This is a genomic window from Blastococcus deserti (assembly GCF_042682525.1).
Classification (GTDB): Bacteria; Actinomycetota; Actinomycetes; order Mycobacteriales; family Geodermatophilaceae; genus Blastococcus_B; species Blastococcus_B deserti.
Genome location: NZ_JBHUHP010000008.1, coordinates 130606 through 155637, shown reverse-complemented (window position 1 = coordinate 155637; position 25032 = coordinate 130606). Strand labels below are relative to the sequence as shown.

At 74.1% G+C, this 25032-nt stretch carries 20 protein-coding genes; 11 read left to right on the top strand and 9 right to left on the bottom strand.

Going from position 1 to position 25032, the window contains the following annotated elements; genetic code table 11:
• Positions 1-16: 16 nt before the first annotated feature.
• On the bottom strand, positions 17-1270 hold the full coding sequence (locus ACFSHS_RS07930) for a kynureninase (protein ID WP_376873852.1): 1254 nt from the start codon (positions 1268-1270) through the stop codon (positions 17-19).
• Positions 1263-2111, bottom strand: a complete 849-nt coding sequence (locus ACFSHS_RS07925; RefSeq protein ID WP_376873850.1) for a tryptophan 2,3-dioxygenase — start codon at positions 2109-2111, stop codon at positions 1263-1265. Before ACFSHS_RS07925 ends, ACFSHS_RS07930 begins: the two co-directional genes overlap by 8 nt.
• A gap of 81 nt (positions 2112-2192) precedes the next feature.
• On the opposite strand from ACFSHS_RS07925, the gene ACFSHS_RS07920 reads away from it, so the two are divergent.
• Positions 2193-3011 carry an alpha/beta hydrolase family protein gene (locus ACFSHS_RS07920; protein ID WP_376873848.1) on the top strand — a complete coding sequence of 273 codons (819 nt, stop codon included), beginning with the start codon at positions 2193-2195 and terminating at the stop codon, positions 3009-3011.
• Between the two features lie 270 nt (positions 3012-3281).
• Positions 3282-5435: a DEAD/DEAH box helicase gene (locus ACFSHS_RS07915; protein WP_376873846.1), complete on the top strand. Its 2154-nt coding sequence runs from the start codon at positions 3282-3284 to the stop codon at positions 5433-5435.
• A gap of 27 nt (positions 5436-5462) precedes the next feature.
• On the opposite strand, the gene ACFSHS_RS07910 is transcribed toward ACFSHS_RS07915, so the two are convergent.
• Together ACFSHS_RS07910 and ACFSHS_RS07905 are read right to left on the bottom strand one after the other, a co-directional pair.
• Entirely contained in the window at positions 5463-5984 is a 522-nt protein-coding gene (locus ACFSHS_RS07910; RefSeq protein WP_376873844.1) for a manganese efflux pump, read from the bottom strand.
• Entirely contained in the window at positions 5981-8638 is a 2658-nt protein-coding gene (locus tag ACFSHS_RS07905; protein ID WP_376873842.1) for an outer membrane protein assembly factor BamB family protein, read from the bottom strand. The genes ACFSHS_RS07910 and ACFSHS_RS07905 overlap by 4 nt, the downstream gene beginning before the upstream one ends.
• Before the next feature lie 48 nt (positions 8639-8686).
• Here ACFSHS_RS07905 and ACFSHS_RS07900 point away from each other — a divergent pair, with 48 nt between their 5' ends.
• Positions 8687-9943 carry an MFS transporter gene (locus tag ACFSHS_RS07900; RefSeq protein WP_376873840.1) on the top strand — a complete coding sequence of 419 codons (1257 nt, stop codon included), beginning with the start codon at positions 8687-8689 and terminating at the stop codon, positions 9941-9943.
• A gap of 19 nt (positions 9944-9962) precedes the next feature.
• Here ACFSHS_RS07900 and ACFSHS_RS07895 read toward each other — a convergent pair whose 3' ends face one another.
• Complete coding sequence (locus ACFSHS_RS07895; protein ID WP_376873838.1) at positions 9963-12050, bottom strand: ferritin-like domain-containing protein; 2088 nt, start codon at positions 12048-12050, stop codon at positions 9963-9965.
• Positions 12051-12286: 236 nt separating this feature from the next.
• Here ACFSHS_RS07895 and ACFSHS_RS07890 point away from each other — a divergent pair, with 236 nt between their 5' ends.
• Positions 12287-13714: a Dyp-type peroxidase gene (locus ACFSHS_RS07890; RefSeq protein WP_376873836.1), complete on the top strand. Its 1428-nt coding sequence runs from the start codon at positions 12287-12289 to the stop codon at positions 13712-13714.
• Positions 13711-15576 (top strand): hypothetical protein, encoded by a 1866-nt coding sequence (locus ACFSHS_RS07885; RefSeq protein ID WP_376873834.1) that lies wholly within the window; start codon positions 13711-13713, stop codon positions 15574-15576. Before ACFSHS_RS07890 ends, ACFSHS_RS07885 begins: the two co-directional genes overlap by 4 nt.
• A 117-nt stretch (positions 15577-15693) precedes the next feature.
• Here the strand turns inward: ACFSHS_RS07885 and ACFSHS_RS07880 are convergent, their stop codons facing one another.
• The 4 genes from ACFSHS_RS07880 to ACFSHS_RS07865 all read right to left on the bottom strand — a co-directional run bounded on the left by ACFSHS_RS07880 (position 15694) and on the right by ACFSHS_RS07865 (position 18297).
• A complete protein-coding gene (locus ACFSHS_RS07880; protein ID WP_376873832.1) occupies positions 15694-16605 on the bottom strand; it encodes a dioxygenase family protein in 912 nt (303 codons plus the stop codon).
• Positions 16602-17039: a DUF2218 domain-containing protein gene (locus tag ACFSHS_RS07875; RefSeq protein WP_376873830.1), complete on the bottom strand. Its 438-nt coding sequence runs from the start codon at positions 17037-17039 to the stop codon at positions 16602-16604. Before ACFSHS_RS07875 ends, ACFSHS_RS07880 begins: the two co-directional genes overlap by 4 nt.
• A 123-nt stretch (positions 17040-17162) precedes the next feature.
• Positions 17163-17600, bottom strand: a complete 438-nt coding sequence (locus tag ACFSHS_RS07870; RefSeq protein ID WP_376873828.1) for a DoxX family protein — start codon at positions 17598-17600, stop codon at positions 17163-17165.
• A gap of 118 nt (positions 17601-17718) precedes the next feature.
• Positions 17719-18297 (bottom strand): NADPH-dependent F420 reductase, encoded by a 579-nt coding sequence (locus ACFSHS_RS07865; protein ID WP_376873826.1) that lies wholly within the window; start codon positions 18295-18297, stop codon positions 17719-17721.
• Positions 18298-18392: 95 nt separating this feature from the next.
• Here ACFSHS_RS07865 and ACFSHS_RS07860 point away from each other — a divergent pair, with 95 nt between their 5' ends.
• The 6 genes from ACFSHS_RS07860 (at position 18393) to ACFSHS_RS07835 (ending at position 24675) form a co-directional block, all read left to right on the top strand.
• Complete coding sequence (locus ACFSHS_RS07860) at positions 18393-18920, top strand: MarR family winged helix-turn-helix transcriptional regulator (RefSeq protein WP_376873824.1); 528 nt, start codon at positions 18393-18395, stop codon at positions 18918-18920.
• Between the two features lie 129 nt (positions 18921-19049).
• Positions 19050-19772: an HpcH/HpaI aldolase family protein gene (locus tag ACFSHS_RS07855; protein ID WP_376873822.1), complete on the top strand. Its 723-nt coding sequence runs from the start codon at positions 19050-19052 to the stop codon at positions 19770-19772.
• Positions 19773-19955: 183 nt separating this feature from the next.
• On the top strand, positions 19956-20807 hold the full coding sequence (locus ACFSHS_RS07850; protein ID WP_376873886.1) for a fumarylacetoacetate hydrolase family protein: 852 nt from the start codon (positions 19956-19958) through the stop codon (positions 20805-20807).
• Positions 20804-21835, top strand: a complete 1032-nt coding sequence (locus ACFSHS_RS07845; RefSeq protein WP_376873820.1) for a zinc-dependent alcohol dehydrogenase — start codon at positions 20804-20806, stop codon at positions 21833-21835. Before ACFSHS_RS07850 ends, ACFSHS_RS07845 begins: the two co-directional genes overlap by 4 nt.
• An 11-nt stretch (positions 21836-21846) precedes the next feature.
• Positions 21847-22587: an SDR family NAD(P)-dependent oxidoreductase gene (locus ACFSHS_RS07840; protein ID WP_376873818.1), complete on the top strand. Its 741-nt coding sequence runs from the start codon at positions 21847-21849 to the stop codon at positions 22585-22587.
• Positions 22588-22980: 393 nt separating this feature from the next.
• Complete coding sequence (locus ACFSHS_RS07835; protein WP_376873816.1) at positions 22981-24675, top strand: phospholipase D-like domain-containing protein; 1695 nt, start codon at positions 22981-22983, stop codon at positions 24673-24675.
• The last annotated feature ends 357 nt before the right edge of the window (positions 24676-25032 follow it).

Genomic DNA, 25032 nt, shown 5'->3' with positions numbered 1-25032 from the left:
GCCGGGAGGCGGCGCGTCAGCCGGCCTGCCCGGCCAGGATCTGCTCGACGTGCGCCAGGGCTGTCGCCAGCTCCCCGAAGCTGGTGCTCAGCGGCGAGAGGCCGATGCGGAGGCCGCGAGCCGGCCGGAAGTCGGGGATGACACCCCGGCGCCACAGCTCGCCGACGACGGTCTTCATCGCGTCGTGCTCGACGGTGACGTGCCCCGCGCGTCGGTCGGCGTCGCGAGGGGAGGCGACGACGACGCCCAGCGGTGCCAGGACCTCGTCGGCGACCGCGATCGCGTAGTCGGTGAGCCGGACCGACTTCTCCCGGACGGCGGGCATCCCGGCCCGCTGGATCACGGCCAGCATGTCCTCGACGGGGATCATCGCGAGGATCGGCGGCGTGCCGCTGAGGAAGCGCCGGATGCCGGTCGCCGGTACGTAGTCCGGGCCCATCGCGAAGGGCTCGGCGTGCCCCATCCAGCCGGCGATGGGCTGCCGCAGCTCGTCGTGCAGCCGCCGGGCGACGTAGCCGTACGCGGGTGCACCCGGTCCGCCGTTGAGGAACTTGTAGCTGCAGCCGACGGCGAGGTCGACGTCCGAGTCGTCCAGTGCGACCTCGACGACGCCGGCCGAGTGGCAGAGGTCCCAGAGCACCAGGGCGCCGGCGCGGTGGGCGGCGGACGTGATCGCCGGCAGGTCGGCGATGTAGGCGGACTTGTAGGCGACGTGGCTGAGCACGACCAGCGCCGTCCGGTCGCCCAGCAGCGCCGCCACTTCGGCCGGCTGCACGCCCGTGGCCGGGTCCGGCTCGATCCAGCGGATGGTGCGGCCGGTCTCCGCGGCGACCGCGGCGAGGACGAACCGGTCGGTCGGGAAGTTCTCGGTGTCGGCGACGATCTCGGTGCGCCGGGGACGTGCGTCCACCGCCGCGCGGATGAGCTTGTAGAGCATGACCGTCGTGGAGTCGCCGACCACAGTCTGCCCGGGCGCGGCACCCAGCACGGCGCGGCCGATGAGGTCGCCCACGACCGTCGGGAGCTCCAGCCACCGCTCGTCCCAGGCGCGGATCAGCCGCTCGCCCCACTCGCCGTCGACGAACCGGGCGAGGCGCCCGCCGGTGACCTTCAGCGGCCGGCCGAGCGAGTTGCCGTCGAGGTAGGCGAGCACGCCCTCGGGCAGCACGAACTCGGACCGGTAGGCGGCCAGCGTATCCTGCTCGTCCAGCTCGGCGGCGAGCTCGACGAACTCCTGGGGGAGCCGGGCGTCCCCGTCCTCCTCAGGCACCGATCCACGTCCTCACCGTGTAGAGCTCCGGGAAGAAGGTGAGGTCCAGCGCCCGCTTGAGGAAGTCCACGCCCGAGCTCCCGCCGGTCCCGGTCTTGTAGCCGATGGTCCGCTGGACGGTCCGGAGGTGGCGGAAGCGCCAGAGCTGGACGGCGTCCTCCAGGTCCACCAGGTCCTCGCAGGCGGCGTATTCCGCCCAGTGGGCCGAGGTGTCCTCGTAGATCGCCGCGAACACGGGCAGCAGCGAGGCGTCCTCCACCCAGGCCTTGCGCACGTCGCGGCGCAGGACGTGCTCAGGGATCGCGTGCCCGCTGCGGCCGAGGAAGGCGAGGAAGGCGTCGTAGACCGTGGGGGAGTGGAGCAGCTCCGCCAGCATGCCCTGGGCGTCGGGCCGGGACTCGAACACCTTCAGCATGCGTTCGTTCTTGTTGCCGAGGACGAATTCGACGGCACGGTACTGGTACGACTGGAAGCCGGACGCGTTGCCGAGCACTCCGCGGAACTGCGAGTACTCGCTGGGAGTCAGGGTCGCCAGGACCGACCACTGTTCGGTGATGGTGCGGAAGACGTGCTTGACCCGTGCCAGTCCCTTGCGCGCGCGCCGGACGTCGTCGGCGTCGAGGGAGGACCGGACGGCGCGCAGCTCGTGCAGCGCCAGCTTCAGCCACAGCTCGGTGGTCTGGTGCGCGATGATGAACAGCGGCTCGTCGTGGTGGTCGCTGATCGGGTGCTGCGCGGACAGCAGCGAATCCAGTGCCAGGTACCCGCCGTAGTCCATGCGGGCGGTGAAGTCCGTCTGCACGCCGTCCTCGATCGCCCGGACGCCGTTCTCGATCGCCATGACGCCTCCCTGTCCTCCCCGGACGCTATCGCCGTCCGGCCCCGTCCCGGAGGGCGTCGACCGATCGAGTACTACTGGCGCATGGATTCGTCCGACGCCGAGGGCGTCGTCGTTGCTCCCGGTCGCGAGGACCGGTCGGTGCTGACCCGGCCGGCGTCGGCCCCCGACGCCGTCCTCGCGTACGGCCGCGACGAGGAGCAGGTGGCCGACGTCCGGTTCGCCCGGCGAGGCGCGGACGACCGGCCCGTCGTGGTGCTCCTGCACGGGGGCTTCTGGCGTCCGCAGTACGACCGGGTGCACGTGCGGCCGATGACCGAGGCGCTCGCCGGGGCCGGCTGGTCGAGCGTCACGCCCGAGTACCGGCGCGTTCCGGGCCGCCCCGACCTGGCCGTGGGTGATGTCCACGCGGCCGTCCGCGCCGTCGCCGGGTGGCCGGACGTCGCCGGCCGGCCGGTCGTGCTCGTCGGGCACTCCGCCGGCGGGCACCTGGCACTGCAGGCGGCCGCCACCCTGGAGCCGCCGCATGCGGCGGCTGGCGTCCTGGCGCTCGCGCCGGTGGCCGACCTCAGGCGGGCGCAGGAGCTGCGTCTGGACGGCGACGCCGTGCCGGCGTTCCTGGGGGAGGACGCCGCTGCGCGTCCCGACCTCGACCCCGCACGGCTGCCCACGCCGGTCGGGGCGGTCCGGATCGTGCACGGGACCGGGGACGGCATCGTTCCCCTCGAGGTGAGCCGGTCCTACGTGCGGCACCACCCCGGAGCGGTCCTCACCTCGGTCGAGGGCGGGCACTTCGCGGTGATCGACCCGCGCAGCGCCGCCTGGCCGACGGTGCTGGGCTGCCTGGACGACGTCGCTGGTCGACCGCCCGTCGGGGAAGGGGCCGGGGCACCCGCGCGTTAGCATCGGTACGGCACCGACGCCTGGCAGGCGCAGCACGTCCGGCGATGACTCTCCCCGGATCGTCGGTGCTCCGGCCATCGACCGGTGGTCGCAGGTCCCACCGCGGGCGCCGTCCGGCCCCGAGGCGCCGATCCCTCGCGGATCGGTGGGACAGGAGCGCGGCCCGGAGTGGTCACCGGGCCACCAGCTCACGACATCCATCGACCCGACCGCGGACCGCGGGCGGCATCCCGCCGCTCCGGCCGTGCGGGGCAGTGCAGAGGAGTATCCGTGGCTCGACCGGGCCAGCGCCGGAACGGCGCTCGCCGTACCGCCCCGCGGAACCAGCGGCGCGTCCGCGACGGAGACGTGATCGCGGAGCTCGCCCGGGCCGTCCGTGAGGTGGAGGCAGCCGTCCAGCGCGGCCGGGTGACGCCGGCCGTGCGCACGCAGTTCCAGGCCATCGCGCTGCTGATGCGCGAGGAACACGCCCGGGCCCGCGCGGGGGAGGGCAGCGACGCCCGGCGGACCGAGCAGCTCAAGCGGCTGGACGGCATCGCCACGATCCTCGCGAGGACCGCCGTCCGTGACTCCGGTCTCCTGGCGCTGCTCTCCGAGGACGCCGTGGTCTCCGACGCCGCCCGGTCACTCACCCGCGAGATGCTGCGGGCCGTCGGCATCGAGCCGGCCCCGGAGGAGCTCCCACCCGCCGAGCCCGCCGCCGTTCCCGCCGTTCCCGAGCGCCGGGTCGTGCCCCAGTCGGTCGTCTCCCGCCAGCTGGCCAACCCCTTCCTCGCCCCCGACTTCTCGTCCGCGCCGCAGCGCCCCGTGCGCCCGCGCCGCCTGGCCGGCTGGGAACTGCTCGGCCCGCTGCTGAGCTCCTTCGAGCGCGCCGGTGCCGGAGCCCCGGCGTGCATGCCCCTGCCGGCGCCGTCGGACCGGTTCACCCCGATGGGTTCGGAACTGATGCCCCACCAGGGCCGGCTGGTCGCCGCGGCCGCGGCCGGCCACCGGACCTTCCTGCTCGCCGACGAGCCGGGCCTGGGCAAGACGGCGCAGGCACTGCTCGCCGCCGAGGCGGCGGACGCCTACCCGCTGCTCGTGGTCGTGCCGAACGTCGTCAAGACCAACTGGGCGCGGGAGGCCGGCCGCTGGACGCCGCACCGCTCGGCCACCGTGGTGCAGGGCAACGGGGACACGATCGACGGGTTCGCCGACATCGTCGTCGTCAACTACGAGGTGCTCGACCGCCACGTGGGCTGGCTGGGCGAGTTCGGCTTCCGCGGCATGGTGGTGGACGAGGCGCACTTCATCAAGAACAAGTCCTCCCAGCGGTCGCAGCACGTCCTCGAGCTCTCCGACCGCATCCGCTTCCGCACGGCGCGGCCGCTGCTGATGGCCCTGACCGGCACCCCGCTGATCAACGACATCGACGACTTCCGGGCCATCTGGCAGTTCCTCGGCTGGATCGACGAGACCAAGCCGCTGGGCGAGCTGATGGAGGCCCTGGAGGACACCGGGCTGACGCCCGCCGACCCCGGCTTCTACGCGGCTGCCCGCACGTGCGTGATCGACCTGGGCATCGTCCGCCGCCGCAAGGTCGACGTGGCCGCCGACATCCCTGCCCGTCGCATCGCCGATCTCCCCGTCGAGCTGGACGGGCCGGCCGGCCGGTCGATCCGGGCCGCCGAGCGGGAGCTCGCCCGCCGGATGGTGGCGCGGTACGAGACCGTGCTGGCGCACCGCTCGTCGGACGCCGTGGTCGAGGGCATCGACCACGACGTCGTGCGCCGGGTGGCCCGGGCGGAGCTCAAGGACGCCACCGCGGGGGAGGCCGGCGAGAACGTGTTCAGCATGATGCGCCGCATCGGCCGGGCGAAGGCCGGTCTCGCCGCCGACTACGCGGCCCAGCTGGCCCGGAGCGCGGGCAAGGTGGTCTTCTTCGCCAAGCACGTCGACGTGATGGACGCCGCCGAGGAGCTCTTCGCCCGGCAGGGGGTCCGCTTCTCGTCGATCCGCGGCGACCAGACGCCCACGTCGCGCCAGAAGAACATCGACGCCTTCGTGAACGACCCCGACGTCGCCGTCGCCGTGTGCTCCCTGACCGCCGCCGGCGTGGGTCTGAACCTGCAGGTCGCCTCCAACATCGTCCTCGCCGAGCTGTCCTGGACCGACGCGGAGCAGACCCAGGCGATCGACCGCAGCCACCGCATCGGGCAGACCGAACCGGTCACCGCGTGGCGGATCATCGCCGCGCAGACGATCGACGCCCGGATCGCCGAGTTGATCGACAGCAAGGCGGGTCTCGCCGCCCGGGCGCTCGACGGCTCGGACGACGAGGTCTCGTCGTCGGCCGACGTGCAGCTCCAGGCGCTCGTCGCCCTGCTGACCGATGCGCTGTCGGCCTCGCCGCAGCCGGCCGCGGGGTCGCCGGTGGGTCACTGACCGGGGCCTCAGCGACCGGGCGGCTGCCTAGGCCAGGGTGACGGCCGCTGCGGCCACCAGGGTCAGACCCGCCACCAGCGGTCCCGCCCCCTTGAGGATCCGCCGCGCCGCCGACCCGGCCAGCAGCCCGGCGGCGGCGATCGAGGCGCTGACCACGCCCATGACGAGCGCGGCCGGCACCAGCGGCAGGTCGAACGCCCGGAGACCCGCCCCCGCGGCGACGTTGTCCAGCGCGAGCAGCGGAGGCAGGAGGACGACGGCCCAGCGGCTGTCGGGCAGCGCGGGCCCGGCACCCCGGACCAGTGGGACCAGCACGAGCGCGGCGGCCACGAGCAACGCCGCCGCGGCCAGGGGATCGGCGAGCCGCCCCAGGGCCGTGGCCAGCGGGGCCGTCGCCGCGACACCCGCCAGCGGCGCCAGGCCCTCCGCGAGCCCGAAGGCGGCGACGAGCTGGTGACGGCGTCTGCGGGGCAGGCCCAGCTGTCCCGCGGCAAGGCTGAACCGGAGGTTGTCCACACCCACCAGGACCGCGCCCGCCAGCAGGGTCATCCGAGCGTCCCCCTGTCCAGGACGTCCCGGGCCGCCAGCTCCTGCCGGACGACCTCGCGCACGGCCGCCAGCAGGTCCGGGGAGGGGCCGGTCTGCGGTGTCGGCGGTGCGGTCCCACGAGCGGGCGGCGCGGCGGTCGGGTCCAGCGGCGGCCCCGGCGGCCGCGTCGGTTCCAGGCGGTACACGTAGACGCCCTCACCGGCCCCGACCACGACGTCGTCCCCGTACACCGCCGGCCCCAGGCAGTAGTTGGGCCATCCGCCGGCCGGCAGCCCCGGTGCCGACCACAGGGTGAGCCCGGTGTCGGCGTCCATCGCGTACAGGCCGATCCGGTGCGAGGGGACGAACACCACGTCGTTGCACACCGCGGGCGACCCGAGACCCGCCTCCCGGGAGGTGTACACCGGCGGTGTCGCGTTGGCGTACTTCCGGACCGAGTAGGTGATGCCGTCCCTGGTCACGGACTGGACCGTGGTCGGCCACGCGTCACTCAGGTCGTTCCAGTCCAGCGCCCGGACGAACGGGGTGACGGCCGGGTCGTCGAGACCGGAGTACCCGCCGAGGCCGACGTACAGGTGCCCGCGGTCGCGGTCGACCGCCGCGGACGCCATCACCCCCCACTTGTTCTCGCCCCTCCAGTCGTCCTGGTCGGCGATGTTCGGGCTGACCCCGCCGGTCGGGTCGACGGTGTGGATGCGTCCCCCCGTGACCTCGTCCCTGGGCAGCAGCTGACGGCGTCCGTCCGGCAGCACCTGCATGGTGTCGGCGTCGCAGAGGAAGAAGGAGCCGTTCTTGCTCCCGTAGGCGACCACCCTGGTGCCGTCCCGCTCGAAGACCGTGGGCGGGCACGGCACGTCGACGTCCAGGTCGTTGGGCCGGTAGCTGTCGGACGGCGAGGGCTGGTGGAAGCCGCGGAACTCGCCGGTGGTGGCGTCGAGCGCGATCACGCCGCTGGCGTAGCGGTCGTCGGGGAGCGGGTCGTCCGGGCGCGAGTTCCCGGTCCCGATGTAGATCCGGTCCAGCACCCGGTCGTAGGCGCACGAGGACCAGGGCGCCGCACCTCTGCGGGGCGGGTCGTCGTGCACGGAGAACCCGGCGGCGGTCGCCCACGCGGGCAGCGGGTCGGAGATGGCGGCCGACCGCGGGAGGACGTTGGGCCGGTTCTCGTCGCCGGCGGCGCTCGGGTTCTCGAACTTGCATGTGCAGTAGACCCAGACGACGAGGCCGGTGGCGGCGTCGAGGCACCACACGAACCCGAACGGGTTGGCGCTCTCGCCCTCGCCGCTGGCGACGTACACCCGGTCGTCCACCACGAGGGGGCTGGCCCAGCAGTCGCCGTCGGGGTTGTTGACCGGCTGGCGGCGGGCGGCGTCCGCGACCTTGAGGTCCTGCATCCAGATCACCCCGAGCGTGCCGGCATCGAGGCAGAAGACGCGGCCGTAGACGGTGGAGATGTACACCCGTCCACCGACCACCGCGGGGCTGCCCCCGATGCCGCTGATCGGGTAGAACGCGGTTCCGGGAGGCGTGAAGGTGGCCTCGACCGTCCCCGTGGGCAGATCGATCTTGTACAGGGTTCCGCCGCCGGTGGTCCGGAACCAGGTGGTGCCGACGTAGATCTTCCCGTCCACGACCACCGGTATCGAGTTGACCGGTCCGGTGACGGAGATCTTCCGGAAGAGGCCCATCCGGCCGACGGTGGTGCTCGTGATGCCGCTGGAGCCGCGGACGGCACCGGTGTGGGCCTCGTCGCCCTGGTACATCCACCAGTTCCCGTCCGGCAGGCCGGTCAGCGCGCGGGAGTCCCGCGGCAGGCGAGACCTGGCGCGCTCGACGGCTTCGGAGACGCCGCCCCGCGCGAGGAGCTGTCCCACCTCGGGCCGCCCGACGTCCGGCGGGTCGAACAGCACCTCCTCCGGGAGCCCTCGAGCGGAGACGGCCACGGTCCGGAGCCGCTCCCGGAACTGGTCGGGGGCGGCGTCCCCCGGCAACGGGAAGGGGGCGGGGTGCCCGCCGTCGCCGCGACGGACCTCGTCTTGGCGCAGGTCCCGGGCGCCCGCGATCCACTCCAGGCGGGCGACGAGCGTCCGGGCCTCGGTCAGTTCGTCGTCGTCCTCGGCCAGGAAGGGACGCAGTTCCGCTTCGAACAGCTCCCGCACGGCGTCGTCGTCGTCGAGGTCGTGGAACCGGCGTCTGCAGGAGAAGCGGTGCAGCGCCTCGCGCAGGATGGGGTCCCTCGGCAGGCCGAGCGGCACGTACGTGCCCTCGCCCCGGACCTTCGCCCAGACGAACCCCATCTCCTTGTTGACACCGGAGTTCCAGATCGGCCGGTACTCCCCGGTGCGGGCGTCCACCCGGAAGACGCGCACGGTGTCGGCGTCCAGGCCGGCCAGCGTCTGCGGCCCGATCGGCAGGATCAGGAGCGACTCGTCGACAGCCTGGCGGGCGGCGGGCGGCTCCGCGGCCAGGAACGCGCGGGCCGTGCGCGCCGGGCCGCGCAGTTCGGCACCGAGCCCCACGTCGCCCAGCGTCGACCCGGGGACGGGGTTGCGTACGGCCGTCACGTCCGCCGCGCCGGTCGCCTCCTCGGGGAGCCGGCGGAGCAGTCGCGGTCGTCCGGGTCCGGTCGTGCCGGGGGACGGGTCGTCGACCATGCTCGTCTCCTTCCATCCGATCTCGCGGCGGGGCTAGCGTGGCCGGCCATGGGCTCCGTGGACCCGGGCCGCTCACCTCGGTTGCTGGCCGGTATCTCCGTCTACTGGCTGTCCCTGAGCTTCCTGACCGACGGGCTGACGACCCTGGTGCTCCCGACGGACCTGGAGCGGTACGCCGGGGAGTCGAAGGCGACAGCCCTGGGCGTGCTGACCTTCGTCGGACTGTCGGCGGCGATGGTGGTGCAACCCCTCGCCGGCGCGGTGAGCGACCGCATCCGCGGGTCCGTGGGGCGCCGCGGCACGATCGGACTCGGGCTGGCCCTGACGGTGCCGGCGCTGGCCCTGTACGGCGTCGGCGGGTTTCCCGCCGTCGCGGCCGGATACGTCCTCACCCTGTGCGCGGCGAGCGTGTCGCAGGCCGGCCAGCAGGGGTTCATCCCCGATCTCGTGCCGCACGAGCGGCGCGGTCTGGCGGCGGGGCTGAAGGGCTTCATGGATCTCGCCGGCGCGACGCTGGGATTCGTGCTGCTGGGCCTCGCCCTCGCCGCGGGTGGGAGCCGGGTCGGCCTGGTGGTGATCGGCTCGGTGCTGGTCATCGGTTACCTGCTCACCGTGGTGCTGGTGCAGGAGCCCCGGGTGCCGCTGTCCGAGCCGTCGCACCGACCGCGGCTGCGGGCGGTGTTCCGGATCGACCCGCGGGAGCACCGCACCTTCGTGCTGCTGGTGACGGCCCGCTTCCTCTTCCTGCTGGGGGCCTACATCGTCGGCCGCTTCTTCCTCTTCTTCGTGGGCGACCGGTTGGACCTGGACCCGGCGCGGGCCGCCGAGCAGGCGGGCGCCCTGCTGGGTGCCCTGACGCTGGCGACGTTCCTGGCGGCCCCGGCGGCGGGTTGGCTGGCCGACCGGCACGGCCGGGTGGCGGTGATGACCTGGGGGACGCTGTGCGGGACCGCGGGCCCGCTGCTGCTCCTCTGGGCCCACTCGCCGTGGCAGATCCTGCTGTTCGGGTCGGTGATGTCACTGGGGACCGCCTTCTTCACCGTGGCGAACTGGGCGTCGACCGCGGACGTCGTGCCGGGCGCGGAGGCCGGGCGCTTCTTCGGCCTCGCCAACGTGGGGACGATGGGCGCGGCTGCGGCGGCAGGGCTGCTGGGTCCGCTGGTGGACCTCGGCAACCGTCAGCAGCCGGGTGCGGGGTACGGGCTCGCCCTGGCGGCCTCGGCCGTGGCCGCGCTCGCCGCGCTGCTGGTCGTGCGCCGCATCGCGGCGGCCCGGGGCACGGCGGTGGACGTCCCGCTGGGGTGACCGCGTCGGGCCCCGCGCGTCAGGGGAGCCGGCCATCGTCGATCCACCGCCGGAACAGCTCGACCCGCCCCGCGGGCCACGGGCCGTCACAGGGCATGGACCCGTCCGCCACCCTGGCCAGGATCTCGTCGGCGTGGTCCCGGACGTCCTCGAAGCGGTGCAGGTCGAACGCGAAGGACATGGAGTCCCGGTCGCTGTCGCGGAAGAGGCCGACGATGTCGGCGGCGAAGCTCAGCACCTCCGCCGGTGCGGTCGTCTCGTCGGCCGGATCCGGTTCGACGGTCACCCCGACCCGGCCCGGCGGGTCGTCGTCCGGGGCCCCGTCCCGGATCCACTGCTGCAGGTAGCCGATCCTCGCGACGGGCACGGGCGGGCGGAACCTCGGCATGCGGGCGCGCGCGTCCGTGGCGGTGAGCCGCTCGATCAAGGGCGCCTCCGCGGGGTCGGGCACCACCGCGCCGGTTCCGTCCAGGGCGACCGGCGGGACGTCGATCGGGGGAACGGGCGTGGTGACGAACTGGTCCCGCGTCCTCCCCGCCCAGAAGTTGCCGTGGCGGCCGCCGACGCGGAAGCCCCGCACCGCCTCCTGGAGGATCGTCACCGCCTTGGCGAACCCGGTGGGCAGGCCGGTCGCGGGGATCTCCGCCCCCGCCGCGAGCGCGGCCAGCACCTCCTGGGCCCGGATGTCGCGCCCGACGAGGTCGGTCAGGAACGGATCCGCCTCGGGAGCCAGCCGGGAGGTCACGAGCCTGGTGGAGGCGCGTGAGGCGTCGAGGTGCATCCGCCAGCGGGCGGGCTCGCCGTCGGGCAGTTGCAGCGTGTACGGCAGCTCGAAGGGCGGTCCGGCGTGCACCGTGCCGCCCGCGTCCTTCGGCAGCTGCACGAGCTTGCCGGCGATCTTCTCCAGGTGCCGCATCTCGTCGAACGTTCCGAGCAGCAGCAGGCCCCGGGCGGTGCGGTCGCCCTGCTGCGGGCCGGACGCGGTGCGGTAGAGCTCTCCGTCCAGCCGCAGGAAGTGCGCCAACTGACCGAGCAGCATCCGGTAGCGGAGGTTGAACAACTGCGCCCAGGCCCGGGCACGCGGTTCGGTGATCCGCCCGCCGGCCGCCAGTTCCTCGGCCGCGGCTCCGAGACGGTCGGCGGGGGAGCGGCCCCGGTTCGTGGGCGTGCCGGGGGTGGTGTTGGGGTCGGTCGCCACCGGCCAGGTCACCGGGTCGCCCTCGTCGAACAGGCGGGAGACCCGCTTGTAGACGTCGAAGAACCGCTCGAAGTGCGACTCGGTGGGAGTGGGCGACGTCCCCGCCGGCGGGAGGTCGAACCCCTCGCCCTGGTCACCGATCTCCTGCACGGCGGTGCGGGCGGCCTGCCGGAGCGCCGAGACGTCCGTACCGGTGAAGGAGCCGATGAGCAACGGGGACCCGTCGGCCGGGCTGAGCGGGGCGTACCCCCAGTCGTCGCGGTCGGCCTGCCGCGCCCCGGTGCCGGTGCGGAAGTCGGCGTCGGCGAGGCTGTCGGGGGTGTCGCCGAACAACTCCGCCAGCCGGGCGAAGATCGGCCCGACGTGGTTGACCGGGTTCCCGTCGTTGGCCGCGGCGGCGTCGTCCCGCAGCTTCACCACCAGGGCCCGGTCCTCCGGCGACATCTCGCCCGGCAGTTCCCGGGGGCTCTCGGCCGTCACGTACTTGGCCAGCGAGCCGCGCGTCACCGGCTCGAGCCGGAAGCGGAACGGGTAGATCTCGCTGCCGTAGGGCGCGCGGTCCCGGCCCAGGTTCAGCGGGCCGCCCACCAGGTGCAGCAGGTTCTGGACGGTGGCGAGGTGGCCCATCTCCTCGCGGGCGATCTGGACGAGCAGCCTCCGGACCCTCTGGAGCTCGTCGCCGTTCGGCCCCGCCACGTGCACCGAGTAGGCGGCGTAGAGGTACTGCACCATCAGCGCGTGCTCGATCTCGGCCGCGGCCGTGAGCAGGAAGACCGCCTCGTCGCGCGGTTCGAGCGGAGGGTCGTGCAGCGCGCCGCTCCGGCCGACCTCCAGGGCGGGGTCGGTGGGGAACGGCTCCTCCGACGTCACCGGAGCGATGGTGCCGGGGGCAAAGAACCGTGCCTCCACGTCAAGCTCCTCTGCGAGGGGCCGGTCGACGTCGCGGGCACGCCGGAGGGAGGCGGGAGGGTGACGGCAGGGCCGGCCGACGGTGGCGGGCGATCGCCGGTTCGCCCGGGGCTGCACCGTAGCGGTCCCCGGCGGCGACCGTCGAGACGTAGCTGAACGTCTTGTATCCGCACGCCGATCCAGGACCATGGCAGGGGCGGGGGCTGGTAGCCGACGCCGTGCCGGTGGGGGTGGGCATGATCGACCTGGATCGCGCGCTGGATCTCGACGACCCGGAGGCGGACGACTTCCTGGCGGCGATCCAGGGCAACATCGTCAAGGGGCATGGTCGCGACTTCACCGCGCACGTCCTGCTGCGCATGGGCGACGACGTGCCGGCCGTGCGCCGTTGGATCGCCGGCCTGGCCGCCGAGCGGGTGACCACGGCCCTGGTCGCCCGGCGCGCCACCCTGGCGTGGCGCGGCACGGGCGGGCCGGGCGAGCCGTTCGCGATGGTCCTCCTGTCCGCTTCGGGCTACCGGCACCTCGGCTTCCCCGACGAGCAGCTGCCCGTTCCGAGCGGCCGGTTCGTGGGGCCCCGGGACCGGGAGTACTTCGAGTTCGGCATGAAGGAGCAGGCCGGCCGACCGCGGAGCTTCAACGACCCGCCCGCGTCGGAGTGGGAGGAGCCCTATCGGCAGCGGATCGACGCCATGGTGCTGCTGGCCGACGACGACGAGCAGCGGCTGAGCGACACCGTCGACGCGGTGGTCGCCTCGACGGCCGGCGTGGCCGACGTGCTCACGACCGAGCGTGGCCGCGTCCTGCGGCGCACGTTCCCGCGCGGCACCCTCGTGATCGAGCACTTCGGCTTCCAGGACGGCGTCAGCCAGCCGATCATGGTCCAGCAGGACGCCGACCGGGAGATCAAGGCACGCGGGAACGTGCACTGGGACCCGACCGCCCCGCTCTCGCTCGCGCTGGTGCCCGAACCCGGCGGTGGCTTCGGCAGCTTCATGGTCTTCCGGAAGCTGGAGCAGGACGTCGCGGCGCTGCACCGCGCGCTCCGCGACCTCTCCGTCCGGGCCGGCCTGCCCGTGGCCGAGGTCGGTGCGATGGCCGTCGGCCGGTTCGAGGACGGGGCGCCGGCCGTCCCGACGGGAACGGTCGACCCGGACGCCGACCCGAACGATTTCCACTACGACCAGGACCCGGCCGGCACCCGGTCGCCGTTCCACTCCCACGTGCGCAAGACGAACCCCCGCGGTGACGTCCCGCGGGTGATCGGTGCGCCCGCGGAGTTCGAGCGGGCCCGGCGCATCGTGCGGCGCGGTATCACCTACGGCGAGCGACCCGACCTGGCCGACGGCGGCGGCACGGAGGCACCGGCGACCGGCGTCGGGCTGCTGTTCATGTGCTTCCAGGGCAACCTCGACCAGTTCGCCATCCAGCAGGAGGGCTCGGACAGCAACGACTTCGTCCGCGCGGGGGTCGGCGTGGACGCGGTCATCGGGCAGAACGCCCAGCCCGCCGCCCAGACGTGGCCGAGCGACGGCACGGTCACGTTCACCATGGCGAACTTCGTGAAGCTGCTCGGCGGCGAGTACTTCTTCGCGCCGAGCATGGCCTTCCTGCGCGGGCTCGACGCGGGTCCGGAGCCGACCTACGGGGACGAGGCGAGATGAGCTACCTGGGCTGGCCGCGCTTCCACTTCGCCGGGACCTTCGTCGCCGATCCCTCGACCGTGAACAACGACCCGGTCCACTACGACAACGACTCGTTCGACCGCGCCAAGTCCTGGGTGCAGGGCGGCGACGGCTGGTGGAACCCGGACGGCCGCCACTCGTTCCGGTTCGAGAACGTGACGGTGCGGTCGGCGATCGGGGAGGACGGCCAGGCGGTCGACGGCGACCCGGTGGTGGGGCTGCGCTTCGTCACGCGGGGGATCACGCCCGCGAAGCTGGTCGACCTGGATCCCGACCAGCAGCTGGTGTCGCAGATCTTCGGCATGCAGGTGGCGCTGTCGGACGGAGCGGGGAACCTCCTCGTCCAGGGTGCGATGCGCCCTGTGGCGTTCACCGACATCTGGCGGCGTGGCGTCACCGGGTCGGGTGACGAAGCCGCGTGCGCCGCGTACCAGTCGACGCTGGAGACGACGGAGTGGGCGGACCAGCAGACGTCGCAGTTCCTGGGGCGACTGCGGGACGCGGCCGGGGGCCGCCCCCTCGCGATCAAGTTCAACGTCGACGGCTACTCCATGTCGGCCACCCGACCCGACGGCACCCCCAACCCACGCTTCACGCGCGGCCGCGTCGTCGGCACGGTCGGGATCGCCGGTGACGGCGAACCGCGGCACACCGTCGTCGGCCGGCAGTTCGGCAGCGTGGGGCCGCCGCCCGGCGACAACTCGCCGGGGTTCCGGCCCCCCGGCGGGGTCAACTACTTCCCCGGGGTGGTCGACACCGGAGCCCGGAAGGTCCGTCTCGACCTCGGCAACGCGCTGCCGGCGGCCACGGCGGGAGGGCCTCCTCAGGACATCGGCGAGCTGGTGCTGGGATGTCACGCCGGCGACGGCACGGTCACCGAGGTCGCGCCGATCGACTACCGCGCTGCCGGCTGGTACGAGACCACGGCTGGGATCGTGGACCTGCCGGCGGGACGGACGCTGCGCGACGACGAGGTCGCGCGTCTGGAAGCCGGCCGTCTGCTGCTGGTCGCCCGTCGGGACGGGCAGCAGCGCACCGTCATCGAGGAGGCGCCCGTCCACGTCCGCGCCGACGAGTTCGTCGCCCGGCTCGATCCCGGCGAGGAGTGGGTCGTCCGCCTGCACGTCTCGGAACGCGGTCGGCCGTTGCCGGGCGCCCGGGTGAGCCTGTTCCACCTGCGGACGAGGGATCCCGAGGCGTCGGCGCAGTTCCCCACCCAGGGGCTGACCTTCCCGGAGTCGGTGACGAGCGACGCCCACGGCATCGCCCAGGTCACCCTGCGCGCCGGCGACCCCGGGAACCTGCGCTTCTTCTACTTCGGTGACCGGCGCCAGCACGTCGACGGCCAGGTCTACCGGGTCGGCTACCGGATCGAGGGGGGAACCCAACCGAACCCGTCGAACGTCCTCAGCGTGCTGGTCTGGAACCGCTTCGTGCCCGACGAGCCACCGACGTGGTTCGGCTCGATGCGCGACGTGTTCGTCCAGTACGGGAACCTCTACCCCTGGATGACCAAGTTCGGGCCGCAGCTGGACCTGGCCCTGTACGAGGCGATCGCCGCCCAGCGCGAGAGCGTGATCGAAGTGCTCAACCGCCCCGTCGCCGACTCCCGCTACATGCCGGTGAGCCGGGACCTCTCCGGATCGCGTCGCACGGCGATGCTGACCTGGCTGACGAGCCCCGGGCCCGACGGCAAGCCGCTCCTGGGTGAGCAGCGGGAGTCGGACGCCCTCGAGGTGGCACCGGCACCGCCGCCGGAGACCATCCGGCGGGGCGGGCCCGACCCCGCGCTCGGCGGCAAGACGGCGGCGGCGCAGCGCCTCGGTCTCGATCTGCCGTGACGGCCGGCGGCCCGTGCGGCCCGAGCCCGAGCGGGCCGGGTGACGATCGCCGTCATCCGGCCCGGCAGCTCGGACCACCCGGCACGCGCCGCGGCGCGCCCGGAGCCCCAGCCGGCCTCAGGCCGCCTGGAAGGAACGCCGGGAGAGGCCGACGCCGTAGCCGTCCAGCGTCGTGACCACGGGCGCGCCGGGGTCGGTGGCCGCGCCGAGGGTGACGAACAGCGGGGTGAAGTGCTCCACGGTCGGGTGCGCGTAGGGCATGCCGGGGGCGGCGGTGCGGAAGCGGGCGAGCTCGGCGACGTCGCCGCGGGCCAGCGCGTCGGCGGCCCAGGCGTCGAAGTCGCAGGACCAGCCGGGCACCTCGTTCTCCCGCCAGGCCTCGCGGGTGAGGAAGGGCAGGCCGTGGGTCATGTGGCCGGAGCCGACGACCAGGACGCCCTGCTCGCGCAGCGGTCGCAGCCGCGCGCCGAGGGCGAGCAGCTCGTCGGGGTGCTCGGTGGGCAGGCTCAGCTGCAGCACCGGGACGTCGGCGGCCGGGTACATGATCTTCAGCGGCACCCAGGCGCCGTGGTCCAGGCCGCGGCGGGCGTGCTGGTGCACCCGCTCGCTGTCCGGCATGAGCCCGACCACCTGCCCGGCCAGGGCGCCGGCATCGGGGGTGTCGTAGCGGAACGTGTAGTAGAGCGGGTCGAAGCCGCCGAAGTCGTAGACCAGCTCGCTCGGCCGGGCGGCGCTCACCGACAACGGCGCCGACTCCCAGTGCGCGGAGACGACGAGGATCGCCCTCGGTCGGGGCAGCGCGCGGGCCCAGCCGTGCAGGGGGTCGAGCCAGTCCCGGCTGCCGAACGGCAGCGGCCCGCCGCCGTGGGACAGGTAGAGGCTGGGCAGCGGCCCGTCCTCCGGCGTCCAGGCGCGGTGCGGGTCGCTGGCCTCGAGGGCGGCGACGCGGCGCAGGTGTCCGGCGAAGGGGTTCCCGGCCGGGATGCGGGCGTCGGCGACGGCGGTCGTAGCGGCGCCGGGGGCGGTCATGCGGACTCCTCGGTGGTCGTGGCGGGGGCGGCCGCGAGCGCCCCGGAGATGGACACGGGGACACCGGCGGTGCGGACCCACCGCACGGTGAGGATCTCGCGCCGGGCGAACCGCTCCAGGTGGCTGCCGAGCACGTGCTCGACCCGTGCGACGGACTCCTCGTCGTCACCTGCGGCCCACAGGGTGAGCACGCCGTTGCCGACGAGGATCCCGGCGGTGGCCGCGCCGATCGCCGCGGTCGCCGCCGAGGTGGTCGCGTCGCCGGTGAAGGCGACCTTCCGGCCTAGGTGCGAGATCAGCTGCTTGGCGTAGCGGGCCGGGGCGCCGGTGGCCACGTCGGCCCGGGAGCCGGTCGTCGCGACCTGCCCGGCGGTCTCGTCGACCGGCGCCTCGTCGGACGCCGGCAGCGGCGCCTCGGACCGGGTGCTGGGCATTCGGCCTCCAGATCTGGGGATGTGCGGGTGCGGCGGCGTGCGGCGGGGTCGCTCCGCAGCCGGTCGGGGGAGGGCGGACCGGGCAGCGCTGGTCGGCTGCCCGGCCCGCGGTGCGGCCCTGGGTCAGGCGCCCACGGGCTGGGCGGTCCGACGGCGGCTGGTGAGCAGGTGGTCGGCGCTGAAGCGCCCGGCCCCGAGCACCGCCAGCAGCAGGGCGGCCGCGCCGAGGGTGAGGACGAGCTCGTAACCGCCCTGCTCGACGAAGACGCCGGCGCCGGCGTGCACGAAGGCGAAGGCGCCGAGCATGTCGACCAGCAGCAGCAGGGCGACGACGGGAACGGCGAGGCCGAGGACGAGGGCGGCGCCGCCGGCGAGCTCCACCACGGCGGCGAACCACGCGGCGGCGGAGGGGGCGGGGACGCCGATCTGGTCGAGGAACGCCGCGGTGCCGTCGATGCCGTTGGTGAACAGCTTCTGCCAGCCGTGGGCGACGAAGACGAGGCCGACGGCGACGCGGGCCAGGAGCAGGGCGAGATCGCGGGCGGGGGCGGGGAAGGTCATGGTGGGTCCTGTCGATGCGGGGGAGGCGGGGGGTCTGCGTCAGGCCGGATGCGGGGTGGGCGCGGGAGCGGCGGAGGAGTGCCGCCCCCACGCCGTGCGGGGCGTGCGGCGGGGGGTGTCAGGCCACGAGGGCGAAACCGGCGGTCCAGGCGATCTTCTCGCCGGCGGCGAGCGTGATCTGGTGGAAGCCGAGCGCCTCGAGCTCGCGCGCGCGGCGCAGGGAGCCGGCGTCGATGGCGCGCAGGCCGGCACCGGAGACGATCCCGGCCAGCAGGGACTTGGCGTCGGCGTCGTCACCGGCGATCAGCACGGTCGTGGGCTGCTCCCCGCCGACGGTGCCGGAGGCCAGCGTGGCGGCGAAGGTGGTGTTGAACGCCTTCAGGACGCGGGACTGGGGAAGGGCCGCGGCGATCTCGGCGGCCGCGGAGCCGTCGGCGGGGACGACCAGGGAGTCGAAGGTCTCGAAGTCGACCGGGTTGGTGATGTCGACGACGACCTTGCCGGTCAGCTGGTCGCGGCGCTGGTCGATGACCTCGGCGACCGCACCGTAGGGGACCGCGAGGACGACGACGTCACCGGTGACGGCCCTGTGGGCGTCGGACCGTCCGAGCAGCTCGACGCTGTTGCCGCTCCTGCTGACGACGCCGGCGACGGCCTGCCCCATGTTCCCGGTGCCGATGATGCTCACGTGCGCCATGACTGTGCTCCTGTCGGGTGCCTATTAGTTGTTACTACAACTGACAGTCTGCACGATGAACTTGTAGTTTCAACCATTCCCGTGAGGATGTGACCGTGACCACTCCCTGGCTCTCCCGTCGACAGCTGCGGGCGTGGATCCGCCTCGTCGCGGTGCTCGAGCTCCTCCCCGGTGTGCTGGACGCGCAGCTCCGCCGCGACGCGGGCGTGAACGGGTTCGACTACTACGTCCTGGCGATGCTGTCCGAGGCACCCGGCCGGACGCTGCGGATGACCGAGCTGGCCCGGCAGACGAACGCCACGTTGCCGCGGCTGTCCCACGTGGTGGACCGTCTCGAGGGCCGGGGACTGGTGGAGCGCTTTCCCTGTCCCGAGGACCGCCGGGCGACCAACGCCCGGCTCACCGCCGCGGGATGGCGGAAGGTGCAGGAAGCGGCACCCGGCCACGTGGCCAACGTGCGGCAGCACGTCATGGACGCGCTCAGCGACGAGCAGGTCGACCAGCTCGCCGCCATCGGCGACGCCATCCTGAGCAGGCTGGACCCGTCGGGGGCGATGGCGGCCACCTACACCCGCTACGACGAACGGCCCGACCCCGTGCCGCACCAGGGGACGGCCCGCTGAGGACGACGTGGTGCGGCGGCCTCGGTCGCGGGCTCCCGAGCCGTCGAGCAGGATCGTCCCGGAGGGCTCCGGAGTCGGCCGCAGCGGACGTTGCCGTGACGGGGGCCGGTGGGAGGCGGAAGTCACGGGATGGCGATCAGCGAGGTCGACCTGCGGCGGCGGTGGTCGGACGGCCGGCCGTGCCACGGTCTGTGGAGCCTGCTCCCTGGTGCGGTGGCCGGCGAGGTGCTGGCAGGGACGGGAGCCGACTACGTCGTCGTCGACCTGCAGCACGGCGCGACGGCCGAGGCCCAGCTGCCCGGCGTCGCGGCCGCGATCGTCGCCGCGGGCTCGGTGCCGCTGGTCCGGACCCGCAGCCCCGCCTTCCCCGACGTCGGCCGTCCGCTCGACCTGGGCGCCCGCGGCGTCATCGTGCCCAACGTGCGCGACGGCGACCACGCGCGGGAGGTGGTCGCCGCCGGCCGGTACGCGCCGGCCGGTGGGCGGTCGATCGGTCGGCTCTCCGGTGGCGCCGACGAGCCCCTGGTGCTCGTGATGATCGAGGCCGCCACGGCGCTCGACGACCTCGACGCCATCCTCGCCGTGGAGGGGCTGGACGGCGTGTACGTCGGTCCCGGAGACCTGTCCCTGTCGTTGGGGCTGACCGGCGAGGAGCACCGGGAGGAACTGCGCGGCGTGGTGTCCGCGATCGTCGCCCGGGCCACCGCGGCGGGGGTGCCCGTCGGCGTCCACGCCTTCAGCGGTGAGGAGGCCGCCGGCTACGCCGCCGAGGGCGCGACGATCGTCACCGTCGCCGTCGACGCCGGCTGCCTGCGGGAGGCCGCGACGCACCACCTCCGGGTCGCCCGGTGAGCACCGAGGTGGTGCGGCACGCCGCGAGCCCGTGTGAGACGGTGCACCCGGTCGTCGGTCCCGGTCGACATCACCGGCTCGTGATCGCTCTGGTGTCTTCCGGTCACCGCCCGGGTGGATCCGCCCGGGCGTGTGCCCGGTGACCTTCGGCAACCGAACCCTGGAGGCGTCCCCGTGTACCTCATGCGCATCGGCGCGCCCGGCGCCGAGAAGCCCGTCGCCCGCCTGGACGACGAGACCTACGTCGACCTCTCCGACGTCGTCGGTGACTTCGACGAGGCCTTCTTCGGCAGCGGTGGGCCCGACCGCATCCGTGCCCTGGTGGCGGAGCGCGCGGCCGGCGGTCAGGTGTCCCGCTTCGCCGGGGAGCGGATCGGTGCTCCGATCGCGCGGCCGCACCAGATCCTGTGCATCGGCCTCAACTACCGCGACCACGCCGCCGAGGCCGGCATGCCGGTGCCCGACGAGCCGATCCTGTTCACCAAGTCGCCCAACACCCTCATCGGCCCGGACGACGACGTGCGCATCCCGCGCGGTTCGACCAAGCCCGACTGGGAGGTGGAGCTGGGCGTCGTCATCGGCCGGCGCACCAGCTACCTGGACTCGGTGGAGGAGGCCCGCGACGCCATCGCCGGATACGTGGTGGTGAACGACGTCAGCGAGCGGGCGTTCCAGTTGGAGCGCGGCGGGCAGTGGGCAAAGGGGAAGTCCGCGGAGACCTTCAACCCGGCCGGCCCCTGGCTGGTCACGCCGGACGAGATCCCTGACGTCCTCGGCCTGGACATGTGGCTGGACGTCAACGGGGTGCGCCGGCAGACCGGCAACACCAAGACCATGATCTTCGATCCGTACGTCATCGTGCACTACCTGAGCCAGTTCCTGGTCCTGGAGCCCGGCGACCTGATCAACACCGGGACCCCGCCGGGTGTCGGCATGGGGTTCACCCCACCGGTGTGGCTGCAGCCCGGCGACGTGATGGAGCTCGGCATCACCGGCCTGGGATCCCAGCGGCAGCACGTGCTCGCCCCTCGGTGAACGACGGGACCATGCGGGCCTTCGTGCTCACCGGGCCGGGGAAGGCCGGCGTGGAGGAGGTCCCGGCCCCGGTGGCGGTTCCCGGCGAGGTGGTCGTCGACGTCGAGCGGATCGGCGTCTGCGGCACCGACGTCGAGTTCTTCACCGGGGAGATGGCCTATCTGCACCAGGGCCACGCGTCGTACCCCACGCGGATCGGGCACGAGTGGGCCGGCACCGTCTCCGCCGTCGGGGACGGCGTCGACCCGTCGTGGCTGGGCCGCCGGGTCACGGGCGACACGATGCTCGGCGACCGGACGTGCCGCCGCTGCCGGAGAGGCCATCAGCACGTCTGCGAGCAGCGGCAGGAGGTGGGCATACGAGGGGGGCGTCCGGGCGCGCTGGCCGAGCAGATCGCCGTCCCCGCGTGGTCGCTGCACGCGCTGCCCGACCCGGTCGACGCCGTCCTCGGCGCCCTCGTGGAGCCCGGGGGCAATGCTCTGCGCGCGGCGCAGGCCGCCGGTGCGGGGCCCGGCGACCGGGCGCTGGTGCTGGGCCCGGGGACGATCGGGCTGCTGGTGGCGCTGTTCCTGCGTGCGGCGGGTGCCGAGGTGCACCTCCTGGGCCGCAGCGACGAGTCGCTCGCGTTCGCCCGGGGTCTCGGCTTCCGGCACACCTGGACCGCGGACACCCTGCCGGACACCCCGTTCGACGCGGTGGTCGACGCCTCGAACGCGGCCCATCTGCCGGCCCTGGCACTCGACCTCGTCGAGCCGGCTGGCCGGGTGGTCTACATCGGGCTGGCCGGCAGCCGGAGCACGATCGACACACGGACCCTGGCCCTCAAGGACGTCACCGCGGTCGGCGTCCTGTCCGGCTCTCCGGGACTCGACGCGACCATCGGCGCCTACGCGGCCGGCACCGTGGACCCGCGGCCGCTGGTCGCCGCGACCGTCGGCCTCGAGCAGGTCGCCGCCGTGCTCGCGGGGGAGCGACCCGAGGGTGCCGCGGGCGGGCCCAAGATCCACGTCGACCCACGACTTCCGTGAACGGAGCGGACATGACGGAGTTCCAGGGGCTGGTGGCGGTCGTCACCGGCGGCGCCAGCGGCATCGGGGCGGCCACCGCGCGGCTGCTGCAGCAGCGCGGCGCGCAGGTCGCCGTCCTCGACCGGAGCACCGACGGGGTGGCCGAGGGCATGCTCGCCGTCCGGTGCGACGTCACCGACACCGCCGGGGTCGACGCGGCCGTCGCCACCGTGGTCGACCGGCTCGGCGCCCTGGACGTGCTGGTCAACAACGCGGGCATCGGTGCCGCCGGTCACGTCGGCGAGAACGACGACGCCGAGTGGGCCCGGGTGCTCGACGTGAACGTGACCGGCGTGGCACGGGTGACCCGGGCGGCGCTGCCGCACCTGCGCCGGTCGCGGCACGCGGCCGTCGTCAACATGTGCTCGGCGGCCGCGCTCCTCGGCATCCGCCAGCGCGCCCTGTACAGCAGCAGCAAGGGGGCGGTGCTCGCCCTCACCCTCGCGATGGCCGCCGACCACGTCGAGGAGGGGATCCGGGTCAACGCCGTGGCACCCGGGACGACGGACACGCCGTGGGTGGGCAGGCTGCTCGATGCGGCCGAGGACCCGGCCGCGGCGGCGGAGGCGCTGCGACTCCGCCAGCCGCTCGGCCGCCTGGTCACCGCCGAGGAGGTGGCGCACGCCGTCGCCTCGCTGGCCTCGCCACTGGCCGCCTCGACGACCGGGACCATCCTGCGCGTCGACGGCGGGATGACCAGCCTGCGACTGTGATCCCCGGACCGGCGCCTGGCCGTCCTGAAGGTGCAGTGGACCCCGAAGACGTGTTCCGCCACGACGTCAACATCCCGCCGACCGCGGCGGGCCTCCCCACCGAGCGCGGACCGGAGGCCGAGGCGGCGGTGCCGACGACCTGAGCGCAAGCCCTTGCCGGGCCGGCGCCCCGGCGCCGACGTGCGGGTCCGTCCTGCCACAGGTCGTTGGAGCTCCGCACGACGCCGTCCGGGACCCGCCGGGCGGCGTCCACCTGCTCCGGACACCGATCGCCGCGGTCGGGCCGGGCTGCCCGATGGCGATGACCGTCCTGGCCCCGACCTTCCGGCGCGATCGAGTGGTCGTACGGGGTGGGGCGTTGGCCCGTCCCCGACCACGGGGCACACTGCCGATGTGAAGGACGGCGGCGAGGCGGCGAACGAGCCGCCTACCGATCCCGGTAGGGCGCTGTCCGCCCCCCGCGACGGCGCCCGGTCGCAGCCGGGGGCGCCGCTGCTGATCCCCGGCGAGACCTGCTGGCGGATCGAGCGGGCCACCCGCTTCGCGATCTTCGTCGACGCGGCCGGCTACTTCGCCACCCTCAAGCGTGCCGTGCTGGACGCCGAGCGGCGGGTGTTGTTCATCGGATGGGACTTCGACCCGCGGATCCGTCTCGACCCGCTCGACGGCGGCCGGCCGAAGGACGACCGGCTCGGCGCCGTGCTCGAACGCGCGGTGGCGCGGAACCCGCGGCTGGAGATCGGCGTCCTGCAGTGGGACCTCGGCATGCTCCGCGCGCTGGGCCGGGGGCTGAAGCCCATCGTGCTGCTGGACCGGCGCACTCCCGACCGGCTCACCTTCGCCGTCGACACCCACCATCCGGTCGGTGGTGCGCACCACCAGAAGATCGTGGTGGTCGACGACTGCCTGGCCTTCGCCGGAGGTATCGACGTCACCGCCGACCGCTGGGACACCTCCGACCACGTCGACGGCAACCCGCACCGACGTCGCCCGGCACCCGGACGCGCCGAGGGCAGGCTGACCGGGCCGTGGCACGACGTGACCAGCGTGATGACCGGGCCGGCCGCTCGTGCCGTCGCCGAGCTCGCCCGCGAGCGCTGGGAGAGCGGCACGGGTGAGCGGCTCGAGCCCATCCCCGAGGAGCGGGAGTGCTGGCCCGAGGACGTCGAGCCCCTGCTCACCGACGTCGACGTCGCGATCGCCCGCACCCGCCCCGAGCACGGCGGCACGAGCCTCGTGCACGAGGTCGAGCTGCTGTGGCTGGCCACCATCGCCGCCGCCCGCCGCTCGCTCTACGTCGAGAGCCAGTACTTCGCCTCCCGGCGGATCGCCGAGGCGATCGCCGAGCGGCTGCGCGAGCCCGACGGCCCCGACGTCGTGGTGCTCAACCCGTGGACCGCCGACGGGTGGTTGTCGGAGAAGGCGATGGGCACCGCGCGCGCCCGGGTGCTGGAGATCGTCCGCGAGGCCGACGTGCACGACCGGTTCCGGCTCTACACGCCGGTGACGGAGCAGCGTGAGCACATCTACGTGCACGCCAAGGTGACCGTGGTGGACGACCGCCTGCTGCGGCTCGGATCGAGCAACGTGAACAACCGCTCGATGGGACTGGACACGGAGTGCGACCTCGCGATCGAGGCGGTCGAGGGGCGGCCGGGGGCCGATCGGCTGGCTGCCACCATCGTCGGTTTCCGTGACCGGCTTCTCGCCGAGCACCTCGGGTGCACGCCCGACGAGGTCGCCGCGGCGATCGCCGACACCGGTTCGCTGGTGCAGGGCATCGAGCGCCTGCGCCGGCCGACCGGCCGCTCCCTGGTGCCGTTCGAGCCACCCGAGCTCGGTCCGGCCGACCGGGCGCTGGCCGAGTCCGAGGTGATGGACCCGGAGAAGACGCCGAACCGGTGGCGGCGGGTCGAGCGATTCTTCGCCCGCCGCCGGCAACCGCGGAACCGGGGGCGCTCCCGCTTCCCCCGTCCACGTCGTCACCTCGCCCGGCACCGGCCCGTCGCCGACACGGCGCCGGGCGATGCAGATCCACGCGGGAGGAGCGCCGACGGCGAGGGGCGTCGGCCGGCCGGTCGTGCGTGACCCGGTGCTCGTGCCCTGAGGGTGGACCCGACCTACCGGCGCCCGCGGGTGGGCCGGGCCTGCACGTCGCCCCGTGACGCCGGACCCGGCGCGCCCGGGCCGTGCCCGCGTGGCGGTGGGTCGCGCCGTTCCGCAGCCGACGCCCAGGTCCGGGGCACGGTCCGACGGCTGACGGGTGTCAGCTGGAACCTCGCCCGTCTCGCCACGCCTCGCCGCCGTTGCGAGACCGCATCCAGGCCTGCACGGACGGGGCGGCCGTCATCTACAGCGGGTCGAGCAGGAGCCGTGCATGACACCGGGTGCCACGGCCGGCGACGGCAGGCGCCTCACTCCTCGGCACCGGACGAGCCGGGCACG

Excerpts from the sequence above, each read along its gene's own strand:
- ACFSHS_RS07925 (WP_376873850.1), bottom strand. The coding sequence starts at position 2,111 with ATGGCGATCGAGAACGGCGTCCGGGCGATCGAGGACGGCGTGCAGACG.
- ACFSHS_RS07920 (WP_376873848.1), top strand. The coding sequence starts at position 2,193 with ATGGATTCGTCCGACGCCGAGGGCGTCGTCGTTGCTCCCGGTCGCGAG.
- ACFSHS_RS07910 (WP_376873844.1), bottom strand. The coding sequence starts at position 5,984 with ATGACCCTGCTGGCGGGCGCGGTCCTGGTGGGTGTGGACAACCTCCGG.
- ACFSHS_RS07905 (WP_376873842.1), bottom strand. The coding sequence starts at position 8,638 with ATGGTCGACGACCCGTCCCCCGGCACGACCGGACCCGGACGACCGCGA.
- ACFSHS_RS07900 (WP_376873840.1), top strand. The coding sequence starts at position 8,687 with ATGGGCTCCGTGGACCCGGGCCGCTCACCTCGGTTGCTGGCCGGTATC.
- ACFSHS_RS07890 (WP_376873836.1), top strand. The coding sequence starts at position 12,287 with ATGATCGACCTGGATCGCGCGCTGGATCTCGACGACCCGGAGGCGGAC.
- ACFSHS_RS07885 (WP_376873834.1), top strand. The coding sequence starts at position 13,711 with ATGAGCTACCTGGGCTGGCCGCGCTTCCACTTCGCCGGGACCTTCGTC.
- ACFSHS_RS07880 (WP_376873832.1), bottom strand. The coding sequence starts at position 16,605 with ATGACCGCCCCCGGCGCCGCTACGACCGCCGTCGCCGACGCCCGCATC.
- ACFSHS_RS07875 (WP_376873830.1), bottom strand. The coding sequence starts at position 17,039 with ATGCCCAGCACCCGGTCCGAGGCGCCGCTGCCGGCGTCCGACGAGGCG.
- ACFSHS_RS07870 (WP_376873828.1), bottom strand. The coding sequence starts at position 17,600 with ATGACCTTCCCCGCCCCCGCCCGCGATCTCGCCCTGCTCCTGGCCCGC.
- ACFSHS_RS07865 (WP_376873826.1), bottom strand. The coding sequence starts at position 18,297 with ATGGCGCACGTGAGCATCATCGGCACCGGGAACATGGGGCAGGCCGTC.
- ACFSHS_RS07855 (WP_376873822.1), top strand. The coding sequence starts at position 19,050 with ATGGCGATCAGCGAGGTCGACCTGCGGCGGCGGTGGTCGGACGGCCGG.
- ACFSHS_RS07850 (WP_376873886.1), top strand. The coding sequence starts at position 19,956 with ATGCGCATCGGCGCGCCCGGCGCCGAGAAGCCCGTCGCCCGCCTGGAC.
- ACFSHS_RS07840 (WP_376873818.1), top strand. The coding sequence starts at position 21,847 with ATGACGGAGTTCCAGGGGCTGGTGGCGGTCGTCACCGGCGGCGCCAGC.